This window comes from Corallococcus exercitus (assembly GCF_003611585.1).
Taxonomy (GTDB): Bacteria; Myxococcota; Myxococcia; order Myxococcales; family Myxococcaceae; genus Corallococcus; species Corallococcus exercitus.
In genome coordinates, this window is record NZ_RAVW01000341.1 from 1 (window position 1) to 10,857 (window position 10,857).

At 71.7% G+C, this 10,857-nt stretch carries 7 protein-coding genes and 1 pseudogene; 5 read left to right on the forward strand and 3 right to left on the reverse strand.

The annotated features are described in order from the left end of the window. The 4 genes and pseudogenes from D7W79_RS31210 to nadD all read left to right on the forward strand — a co-directional run. A pseudogene (locus tag D7W79_RS31210) lies at positions 1-648 on the forward strand (adenylate/guanylate cyclase domain-containing protein); the annotation flags it as partial. A 63-nt stretch (positions 649-711) separates the two neighbouring features. Further along, positions 712-1,902: an exo-beta-N-acetylmuramidase NamZ family protein gene (locus D7W79_RS31215; RefSeq protein ID WP_120529024.1), complete on the forward strand. Its 1,191-nt coding sequence runs from the start codon at positions 712-714 to the stop codon at positions 1,900-1,902. Between the two features lie 7 nt (positions 1,903-1,909). Beyond that, on the forward strand, positions 1,910-2,587 hold the full coding sequence (locus D7W79_RS31220) for a hypothetical protein (RefSeq protein ID WP_120529025.1): 678 nt from the start codon (positions 1,910-1,912) through the stop codon (positions 2,585-2,587). 10 nt (positions 2,588-2,597) lie between these two features. Continuing rightward, on the forward strand, positions 2,598-3,161 hold the full coding sequence (gene nadD / locus D7W79_RS31225) for a nicotinate (nicotinamide) nucleotide adenylyltransferase (protein WP_120529026.1): 564 nt from the start codon (positions 2,598-2,600) through the stop codon (positions 3,159-3,161). Here the strand turns inward: nadD and D7W79_RS31230 are convergent. After that, complete coding sequence (locus D7W79_RS31230) at positions 3,158-6,370, reverse strand: TolB-like translocation protein (protein WP_120529029.1); 3,213 nt, start codon at positions 6,368-6,370, stop codon at positions 3,158-3,160. The genes nadD and D7W79_RS31230 overlap by 4 nt on opposite strands. 88 nt (positions 6,371-6,458) lie before the next feature. Between D7W79_RS31230 and D7W79_RS31235 the strand changes: the two genes are divergently transcribed. Next, positions 6,459-7,784, forward strand: a complete 1,326-nt coding sequence (locus D7W79_RS31235; protein ID WP_120529027.1) for a hypothetical protein — start codon at positions 6,459-6,461, stop codon at positions 7,782-7,784. Between the two features lie 45 nt (positions 7,785-7,829). Here the strand turns inward: D7W79_RS31235 and D7W79_RS31240 are convergent, their stop codons facing one another. Both D7W79_RS31240 and D7W79_RS31245 read right to left on the reverse strand, forming a co-directional pair. Continuing rightward, positions 7,830-8,642 carry a Rossmann-like and DUF2520 domain-containing protein gene (locus tag D7W79_RS31240; protein ID WP_244222072.1) on the reverse strand — a complete coding sequence of 271 codons (813 nt, stop codon included), beginning with the start codon at positions 8,640-8,642 and terminating at the stop codon, positions 7,830-7,832. 218 nt (positions 8,643-8,860) lie between these two features. After that, on the reverse strand, positions 8,861-10,857 hold a 1,997-nt coding region (locus D7W79_RS31245; protein WP_147442137.1), incomplete at its 5' end, for an AAA family ATPase.

Here is a 10,857-nt window from a genome sequence, read left to right on the forward strand (position 1 = left end):
GCGGTGGGGCAGCGCGCGGCGGTGGTGGGCCAGCGGGCCACGGTGCTGGGCAAGCAGGCGCGCACCGCGACGGATGCGCTCTGGGCGCGCGTGTACGCGAGGCTGCCGCTCGCCATCACGTCCAAGGTGTCATCGACGGTGGCCGGCTGGTGCGTGTGCGTGGCGCTGCTGGCGGTGGTGCTGCTGGGCGGGGGGCTGCTGCTGGGCGAGGGCGGCGCCACCCTGCGGGCCATCCGCGACGTGGAGGGCACCTCCGGCGCGGAGCGGGCCGCGCGCGTGAGCGAGGCGCGGCGGCTCATCAAGCAGGAGGAGCCGGATCAGCGCGTCTACCTCAACGGGCGGCTGGAGGAGGCGCAGGGCAACTGGGGCCCCGCGATGGCTCTCTACGCGCAGGCGGTGCGCAAGGACGGCAATGGCCGCGCGGAGTCCCGGCTCATCTCGTTCCTGAAGCACGAGCAGTGCGGCGTGCGCTCCGGGGCGGCGGAGGTCCTGGCCGGCCTGCACCTGGAGTCCGCGCGAGGGCCGCTGGAGACGCTGGCCGACGACGGGGGCCCGAACGACGGCGCGTCCGGAGGCTTCCTGGGGCTGAGCACCTGTGACTCGAAGAAGGCGGCACAGAGCGCGCTCAAGCGCCTGGCCGCGAACTGACCTGCGAACCTGACCTGTGCCTTGCCCGCGCATGCCGTGGGCGGCGGGACGAGGCGACCGAACGTGACGAAGGTGAAGACGGGACTGGATGTATGGGCCGCGCAGGGCTTCTCCGCGCTCAAGGGCAAGCGCGTGGGCGCCATCGTCAACCCCACGAGCGTGGACTCGCGCTTCCGCCACCTGGCGGACCTGCTGGCCGGCACGGAGGGCGTGACGCTGGCGGCGCTCTTCGGGCCGGAGCACGGCATCCGCGGTGAAGCCCAGTACATGGTGGCCGTGGACGAGGCGCGCGACCGCAGGACGGGCGTGCCGGTGCACAGCCTCTACGGCTCCACCTTCGAGTCGCTCTCCCCGCGCCAGGAGTGGCTGAAGGGGCTGGACGCGCTGGTGTTCGACATCCAGGACGTGGGCAGCCGCTACTACACCTACGTCTACACCATGGCCCTGGCGATGAAGGCCGCGGCCCAGGCCCGCGTGGCGTTCTACGTGCTGGACCGGCCCAACCCGCTGGACGGGGTGACGCTGGAGGGCAACCTCGTGGGGGAGAAGTTCCGCTCCTTCGTGGGGCTGTACGCGCTGCCCAACCGCCACGGCATGACGGCGGGGGAACTGGCGCGGCTGTTCAACGCGCAGGAGGGCTTCGGCTGCGACCTCACGGTGGTGCCGTGCGAGGGCTGGACGCGCGACATGTACTGGAGCGACACGGGCCTGCCGTTCCTGCCGCCGTCGCCCAACATGCCCACCGCGGACACGGCGCTGGTGTACCCGGGCATGTGCCAGCTCGAGGGCACCAACGTGTCCGAAGGCCGCGGCACCTGCCGGCCCTTCGAGCAGTTCGGCGCGCCGTGGGTGGACACGGATCAGCTGATGGCCCGGCTGGACAAGGAGCGGCTGCCGGGCGTGGCCTTCCGTCCGGTGGGCTTCACCCCCACGTTCGACAAGTTCCAGGGCCAGTCGTGCAGCGGGGCGTTCATCCACGTCACGGACCGCAAGGCGTTCAAGCCGCTGCGCACGGGCATCGCCATCGCCCAGGCGCTGCACGACATCGGCCCGGGCCACTTCGACTGGCGGGCGGACGCGTACGAGTTCGTGGAGGACGTGCCCGCGTTCGACCTGCTGTGCGGCACCGACCAGGTGCGTCGCGGCATCGAGGAGGGCTGGAGCCTGGACCGGATGCTGGAGGGCTTCGAGCTGCAGACGGAGGCCTTCCGCAAGCACCGCGAGCCCGCCCTGCTGTACGCTTCCGCGCGGTGACCTCCACGTGATTGGCGTCTTCTCCGATACGCACGGCGACCTGGGCGCCTTCGACGCGGCCTACGAGCTGCTGCGGGCGAAGGGCGCCCGGCGCTTCCTCTTCACCGGCGGACGCTACACGGACCTGGATGAGTGGGTGCTGTGGCGCCGGCAGAAGAGCCGGGGCGGGCGCGAGTACTCGGACGCGGACTTCCTGGCGGATGTGACGCAGTGGCTGGTGGCGCCGCCCCAGGACGGGCTGGCGCGCACGCCCGCGTCCCGCGAGGCCCCCGCGGACCTGGCCTCCGAGGACGACCGGCGGCTGGTGATGGAGCGCTTCGTGCGCGTGCCGGAGCGCGACTCGCTGGCGTACCGGGACCCCGCCGTGGCCAACAAGGCCATGGACCTGGTGGGGGACACGCTCTGCTGCGTGGTGCACGACAAGAACGACCTGGTGCGGGACGACCTGCTCAACGCGCAGGTGTTCATCCACGGCAAGGAGCCGGAGCCCGCGGTGGTGCAGATTGGCCCGCGCTACTTCGTGACGCCGGGCCGGCTGGTGGGGGCCGCGGAGCAGACGTGCGGCCTCCTGGAGAAGGCGGAGCGCAACCTGAGCTTCTCCGCGTTCCGGTTGGATGGGCACCTGGTGCTGCCGCCCCGGGTGCTGCAGGTCGATTCGCGCTCGACGAAGCTCACCGTCAAATAAGAGGCCCGCCGTGAAGGTCGCGCTGCTCGGAGGCTCGTTCAACCCGCCGCACGTGGGCCACCTGATGGCGGCCTCCTACGTCCACGCGACGCAGGGCGTGGACGCGGTGTGGCTGATGCCCACGTTCCACCATCCGTTCGGCAAGCAGCTGGAGCCCTTCGAGGCGCGCGTGCGCATGTGCGAGGCGCTCTGCCGCGAGACGTCCGGCTGGCTCCAGACGAGCCTGGTGGAGCGCGAGCTGGGGGGCGGCGGGCGCACGGTGGACACGCTGGCGTTCCTGGTGGAGCGCTACCCGGACACGCGGTTCTCGTTGATCATCGGCAGCGACATCCTGCGGGACCTGCCGAACTGGAAGGACTTCGACCGCATCCAGCGGATGGCCCACGTGCTGGTGCTCTACCGCGCGGGCTACCCGGCGCCTGACACGGTAGGGCCGCCCCTGGCGGAGGTGTCCTCCACGCAGGTGCGCGACCTGCTGGCGCGCGGCCTGGAGCCGTCGGAGCTGGTGCCGTCCGCGGTGCTCCAGGTGGCGCGCGAGGAGGGGCTGTTCGGCCTGCGCGGCAGGCCCGGCTAGAAGGTCAGGCCGATGAGGTGCAGGTCGCCGAAGCCGTCATCGAAGCGGTGGGCGTACTGGTAGAAGAAGGCCAGTGCGTAGGCTTGGCCCATGGTGAGCCGCAGCGTGGCCATGCCGCCCACCGCCGCGTGGTTGTCCCGGTTGTCCGTGCGCGCGATGGAGCCGAAGCCGTCCAGCTCCACCTGACTGACGAAGAGGGACGGCAGCACCCACAGCGTGGAGGCCCAGCCGTAGTCGATGATGAAGCGGTAGCGGTAGCGCGCGTTGGCGAGCAGCACGTTGCGCGCGCGGAAGGTGTGGTCCTCGTAGCCGCGCAGGTATTCGCTGAAGGCGAGCCCTGGCTGGAGCTGGAGCGGCAGGCCACCTTCGTCGGTGCTGTCGCGGTTGATGAAGAAGGCCTCGCCCGGGAGGATGCCGCCGACCTCCAGGAGGCCGTCGGGCGCGCCGGGCAGGGCGCGGCCCGCGACGGAGAGCTGGAGGTTGTCCTTGCCGGTGAAGGGCAGGCCGCCCAGGTAGCCGTCCACGCCCAGGCGCACGTCGCCCACGGTGGAGTCGAGCGTGAACGCCTTCGGGAAGAGGCCGCCGCTCACGGACAGCCCCAGGCCGCGCTGCGTGCCGCCGTAGGACGTGCCCTCGCCGGCGAAGTACGACGCGGCGACCTCCGGGCCAATGAGGCGCGTGGTGATGGCCGGCCGGCGATCCGTGGCGTCGAAGCGGCGGTCGAGCGCGAGCACGCCGAAGCTCACCGGCGTCGTCCAGAACGTGCGGGATGCGAACGCGGTGGCCTGCAGGTCCGTGCGATCGTTCTCGCGCAGACGCGACGCGGAGACCTGGATGTAGAAGGGCGACAGCAGCGCGTTGCCGTACGCGAACGACACGCCAGGCTGCTCCTCCTTCGTGTCGTAGGTGAGCGTGAGCGCGTAGGCGTTGAAGCCCAGCCGGTCCTGACCCGCGATGGAGATGCCCGCCGCGAGGTACGGGTCCTCGCCGTCGACGTCGTTGGGGACCGTGTAGAAGTAGGGGACCCGGTAGTTCGGGATGAAGAAGCCCTCGAGCGGCGAGTAGGGCTCGTCGGTCAGCACGTCCACCGCGCGGCCCACGACGGCTGGAGGCGTCACGGGAGCTTCCACGTCATGCGCGGGATCCACCGGCGGCGGAGGCGGCGCCACCTGCGCGACGGGGGCATCGGAAGGGGCCTGCGTGGGGGCGTCCGTCGGGACAGCGGGCTGCCCGGGGAAGGTGACGAAGCCGTCCTGTGCGTCCGTGCCACCCGTGACAGCGCCCGCTTCGGGCGAAGGCGTGGACCGCGCGGAAGCGGCTGCCTCCGATGCCTGGGACGCGGTCGGAGCGGAGGCACTCTCCGACGTTTGGGACGCGGTCGGCGCGGAAGCCGACGCGGTCGCGACGCTCTGGGACGGAGACTCCGGTGTCGCGCGCAGCTCCGCGAGGGCCTCGGTGAGGGGCGCGCGATCCACGGTGAAGTTCGTGCCGTCGCGGTTGAGGAACACGACCGCGTCCCCACTCACGGGCGCTACGTCGAGCACCAGGATCGGCGCGTCGGTGACGCGGGCGATGCGACGGGTGGACACCGTCATGACGTGTGCCTGGAGCCGGCCCTCGTGCTCACGCAGGAACACGAGGTGATCGTCGTCCAGCCACCGCGGCGAGTAGTTGAACAGCCCGTCGCGCGTGAGCCAGCGCAGCGAACCGTCCGGCTCGCGCAGCACCAGGTCCCAACCCTCCGCGCCCTCCAGGGGGAACACGTACCGCCCACCGTCCGGGGACGTGACGGGCGTGCCCAGCGCCGTATGCGCCTTGAAGTCCGTCAGCCGCTCGCGCTGGCCCGTCTCCAGGTCCAGCCGCACGAGGTTCGCCGCGTCGCCGCGCACCTCCACGAACACGTATGACCTGCCGTCCACCGTGACGTCGCCGCCCATGCCCTCCAGGTCGTCCCACAGCCGCACCACGTCGCCCGTGCGCGCGTCCACCCGCCACAGCTTCCCGATGTAGCTGCCCACCGAGTCCACGTCCGCGCTGACCAGGTAGAGCCACTGGCCGTCACGGCTGAACGTCATGCCGCTCACGAGCGACGGGCTGGCCACCACCCACCTGCGTCCGGGCAGGAGCTGCACCAGCGCGCGGCTGAAGCGCTCGCGGCCGTCGCGCTCGCGCACGGTGAGGTGGGTGATCTCCTCGCGGCCCACGCTCAGGAGCGCGGTGCTGCCGTCGAGCGGGTTCGCGGCGAGCCGCGAGAAGTAGCCCGCCTCCGGCACCAGCACCTGCTGGGTCGCGGGGCGCTCGCGGTTCGCGAGGTGCTTCTGGAGGCTCTCCTCGAACTCGCTGAACAGCGACCCGATGTCCTTGCCGTACACGCGCTTGAACCGCAGCGTCACCGCGAGGGGCGGGAACAGCGAGCTGCCCTGTTCGTCCACCAGCTTCCACAGGCGCTTCTCGCCGTAGGTCTTCGCCAGGTACTCCACGAAGTTCATGCCGGTCAGGTAGTTGCCGCCGAACGGATCCAGCGCGCGGTTCTCAGGGGACAGGTAGCCCGGGTTGAGCTCGCCCTTCCGGGCCTGCACCGCGCCCTCCCACCAGCCGCTCCACACCGGGCTGTGGGGCCGTCCCGTGTCCTTGCCCAGCCGGCCCTCGTAGTAGGTGGCCAGGCCCTCCAGGAACCAGGACTCGGTGAAGATGTTGGGCTGGAAGAGGCCGCCCGTGACCTTGTTGAGGACGTTCCAGATGCCGCCCACCTGCTGCATCTGCACGTAGTGGACGGACTCGTGGCAGGCCACGTCGCCGATCTCCGTCTCACCCAGGCCCAGCAGGTTGAACTGCTCCAGCGTCATGTGCTGCGGCAGCACCATCTGCTGCGGCGTGCTGGCGAACTCCGACTGGACGTACGCGTTGTTGAAGTCCGCGCTCGTCAGGTAGACGAGCACCCGCTTGCGCTCGGCCTTGCTCCACGCGTCGGTGCGCAGCCGATCCACGCAGCCTTCCATCCGGGCGGCCACCCGCAGCGCGGTCGCGCGCAGGTGCACCGGGTAGTACAGCTCCAGGGAGCGCGTGGTCAGCTTGTGCATCTCGTCCCGGGCGAACGACGCCTGGACGTTTTGCGGAAAACGGGGTGCGACGAAAGCACACCCCGATGCCAGCAGGAGGAGACACGCGAGGATGGCGGGCTGGCGGGCAGGCCCGCGAGAAGCTGACATGGTGGGCATCCTACCGACCACAATTCGTAGTCACGAACGCGTTTTTCACGGTAAGGGAACGCGTCGCCTTCCTCACAGGAATCTTTCCATGACCGACCCCGCCGAGCCCCAGGGGCTCCCTGTTCCGCAGCACGTCCACAATGCGCAGCTCCAGATTTCCGCGGCGCTGGAGAAGGCCAGCGGCGCGCCGGTCGACCTGACGAAGGCGCCGTGGGCGGACGTGGAGAAGTCGGTCATCCAACTGCTGGGCGGCCGGTTCGACCCGAACAACCCGAACCACCAGGGCGCGGCGCTGGGCCTGGCGGGCGGCTTCGCGCTGCGCCTCATCTCCGAGCACCAGGCCTTCTGGTTCCCCAACCGCGACTCGCCCGAGGGCGCCTCGCTGGGCTTCCCCGAGGCCATCATCATGCTGTCCCCGTTCGGGGCGGTGATGGACGCGCTGGCGCAGGGCAAGTTGACGCGCCTGGACGACCTGGCCAGCGACATCCGCCGTTCGCTGGGGCAGGTGCGCTTTGGCGCCAACCCCGCGCAGGCCCTGGGCGGCGGTCAGCCCCAGAAGCTGGCGCCCCAGGACTACCAGCGCCTGTTCGACCCGGGCTTCCTCCAGTTCATCGTGGTGGATCAGGCCAAGGCGAAGCAGACGCTGGAGGCGAAGACGGACGCGCTGGCGCGCGACGTGCGGGACGCGCTGGGCCGCACCCAGCCGCCGCTGCCGCCGGAGGCCCGCCAGCAGTTCGAGGGGCAGATCGTCACGTCGCTGCAGCGCATGGAGCAGGGCAAGACGCTGGCGGAGCAGGCCGAGCGCGCCCCCCGCCTGGCGGAGCTGATGACGCACCTGGTGGCGACGGTGGGCGGCACGGGCTCCGCGCCGGAGGAGTTCTGGCACGACGTGGTGCTGCCGCTGCTGTTCATCGGCACGCCCGCGAGCTTCCCGCCGCTGGATGACGAGGAGCTGGAAGCGTTCAAGCAGGGCGCGGATCCGCTGGCGCTCTTCGTGGACGTGGTGCCGCACTCGCACCGCGCGCCGGACGAGGGCCTGCTGGGCGCGTTCGAGATGTCGGAGATCGGCCTGGTGCACCCGGCCTTCCAGAAGGTCGGCGCGCTGCGCCTCATCCGCATCAACCCGGACCGGCTGAAGCCGCTGCTGGAGAAGTACGACCCGAACGCGACCATGGACGCGGTGCAGCGCTTCACGGCGCACGTGTCGAAGGCCGCGGGCCAGCCGGCCGCGGAGTCCGCGCAGGGCAAGGAGATGCTCCAGGCGGCGCTGACGCTGCTGGCGGACCTGAAGCGCTCCGTGTCAGTGCCGGGCGACGTCTGCCTGCGCCGCCTCACCGAGGCCGAGGCCGCCTCCGAGCAGGCCCTGGCCATCGTGCGCCGCGCGCTGCAGAGCCCGCGCATCATCCTCACCTAGTTCAGTGGGAAGGGCGCGCGTCCGGGGCCACCGGGACGCGCGCCGTCACTTCTTCGCGAGCAGGGCTTCCAGCGCGTCGCGCGGTTCCGGCTGGATCCGCCCCGAGGCCAGCCGCAGGGCCCGCCGCGAGAGCTGTGCGTAGAGCGGAGCGATGTCCGAGGGCAGCGCCGCGAGGTGCGCCGCGACAACGCCCGCGTCGCCCCGGACGATGGGACCGGTGAGTCCGCCCGAAAGTCCTCGCGCTTCGATGCCTCGCAGCGCCGAGCGCATCAGCGGCAGCAGGGCCTTCAGGGCCGCCTCCGGTTCAATGCCAGCCGCGCCCAGGGCGCCCACGGCCGCGTCCGCCAGGGACACGAGTCCACCCGCGCTCAGCACCGCGCCCGCGTGGTACGCGGCCCGGTGCGCCTCCGGCACGTCGAACATCGCGAAGCCCACGTCCTCGGCCATGCGCTGGAGCAGGGCGCGCAGGGCAGGGGAGCGCGTGCTGATGGCGGCGGTGTGGCCCGCGAGTGAATCCCGAGCGGAGGACACGGCGCAGAGCGGATGGAAGGAGCCCACCGCGCGGCCCCGCTGCGTCCCCAGCACGGAGAGGGGCAGGGCGCCCGCCGTGTGAACCAGCGCCACCGTGCGAGGCAGCTCGCGTGAGAGGGCTTCGGACACGGAAGGCACCGCCGCGTCCGGAACGCACAGCACACAGACGCGTGCCTTCTTCAGGTCCGCCGGGGTCGCGGGTTTCAGGCCCAGGGCCCGTGTGCGCTCACGGCCTGCGTCGTCGCGAGAGTGCACGCGCACGGGCCAGCGCTTCGCCTGCAGCGCCAGCGCGAGCGCACCCCCCAACCGCCCCGCGCCGACGATGATCACGGGAACGCGCTTCGCCTTTGACGTCACGGGCGTACGCGAGTCCTGCGCAGGCCGGCCTCGTGATGCGGCCTTCCGAGCAGTGCGTGCCGCGGGAGCGGGAGCCGGTGCCTCAATCGCGCGCCGGCCACCAGAGGCCGTCGGACGCGCGCGAGCCGGATTCTCGGGCTCGGAGCGAACGGTGCCGCTTCGCGCGCTCCGACCTTGCCGCGCCACCGTCAGGCTGCGTCCCGCGCGAACTGGAGCTGCCCGGCCTGGACGGCCACCCGCACGCGGTCTCCCGCGCCGAACTCGCCGGAGAGGATGCGCTCCGCCAGGGGACCTTCCACCAGCCGCTGCACCACCTGGCGCATCGGCCGCGCGCCCAGCATCGGGTCGAAGCCGCCGGACTTGAGCAGGTGACCCACCACGTCCGTGCCCGCCGTGTAGACGATGCCGCGCTCCGTCGCGAGCCGCTTGCTGCTCTCCGCCAGGATGAGCGTGGCGATCTTCGCCACCTCCTGCTCCGCCAGCGGACGGAACGGCAGCCGTTCATCGATGCGGTTCCACAGCTCCGGCGGCAGCGCCTTGCGCGCCGTGTCCGACGCCAGGTCCAGCGCCTTGCCCTCGGCCGCGTCCGCCGCGCCGAAGCCCACCGCGCGGCCCGTGCGGTTGAACGCCTCCGCGCCCAGGTTCGTGGTCATCACGATGACCGTGTTGGAGAAGTCGATGTGCCGGCCCTTGCCGTCCGTCAGCCGTCCCTCCTCCAGCACCTGGAGCAGCAGCATCTGCACCTCGCGGTGCGCCTTCTCGATCTCGTCCAGCACCACCACCGACGACGGGCGGCGGCGCACCGGCTCCGTGAGCTGCCCGCCCTCACCGAAGCCCACGTAGCCCGCGGGCGAACCGATGAGGCGCGACACGCCGTGGGACTCGGACATCTCACTCATGTCCAGGCGCACCAGCGCGTCCCGGTTGCCGAACAGCACCTCCGCCAGCGCCCGCGCCATCTCCGTCTTGCCCACGCCCGTGGGGCCCAGGAAGAGGAAGCTGCCCATGGGACGGCGCGACGCGAAGCCCGCGTAGTTGCGGCGGATGACCCGCGCGATGCGCACCACCGCGTCGCCGTGGCCAATCACGCGCTCCGCCAGGTCGTTCTCCAGCCGCAAGAGCCGAGCGGAGTCCTTCATCAGGAGCCGCTCTTCCGGCACGCCCGCCAGCTTCGCCACCACGCGCGCCACGTCCGCCGCGTCCACCCGGTGCTTGCCCTCGCGGTGGCAGCGGCTGCCCGCCAGGTCCACCACGCTGATGGCCTTGTCCGGCATGAACCGGTCCGTCACGTAGCGGCTCGCCAGCGACGCGGCCGCCTCCAGCGCCTCCGGCAGGTAGCGCAGCGCGTGGTGCTCCTCGTAGCGCCCGATGATGCCCTGGAGGATCTGCACCGTCTCCGGCACCGACGGCTCGTTCACCACCACCGGCGTGAAGCGCCGCTCCAGCGCCGGGTCCGCCGCGATGAACTTGCGGTACTCGTCGTGCGTCGTCGCCCCGATGCAGGGGAACTCGCCGCGAGCCATCGCCGTCTTCAGCTCGTTGGCCGCGTCCTGCGGGCCCTCGCCCGTGGAGCCCGCGCCCACCAGCGTGTGGATCTCGTCGATGAAGACGACCACGCGCCCCTCGGCGCGCCGGACCTCTTCCTTCAGGGCGTTGAGCTTCTCGGAGAACGAGCCGCGCAGCTGCGTGCCCGCCACCAGCGTGGCCATGTCCAGCTCCACGAGGATCTTCTCCGCCAGCGTGCCGCGCAGGCCCAGCAGGCGCTGCGCCACGCCCTCCACCACCGCCGTCTTGCCCACGCCGGGCTCGCCCAGGAGGCACGGGTTGTTGGTGCGGCGCTTGCCCAGGATGTCGATGACCTCCTCGACCTCCCGCGCGCGGCCCACCACCGGGTCCAGCTTCCCCTCGCGGGCCGCCTGGCTCAGGTTGCGTCCCAGCGACGTGAGCATCGGGAACGCCTTGGCGTCCAGCGTCAGGGCCTGCCCCTTGGCCTGCGAGGGCGCAGGCGTGGACGGACGGGTCACCGGAGCCAGGGGAGCCGGGGGCGCGGAGGGCGGCGTCGCGCGCGCGACCGGGGCCATGCGCGGCATCGGCGGGGGAGGCGGCTCCGCGCCAGCGTCCTGCGTCACGTCGTCCTCGTCCACGTCGATGAGGTCGCGCGGCGACAGCGCGGGCGTCATGCGCG

Excerpts from the sequence above, each read along its gene's own strand:
- D7W79_RS31230 (WP_120529029.1), bottom strand. The coding sequence starts at position 6,370 with ATGTCAGCTTCTCGCGGGCCTGCCCGCCAGCCCGCCATCCTCGCGTGT.
- D7W79_RS31235 (WP_120529027.1), top strand. The coding sequence starts at position 6,459 with ATGACCGACCCCGCCGAGCCCCAGGGGCTCCCTGTTCCGCAGCACGTC.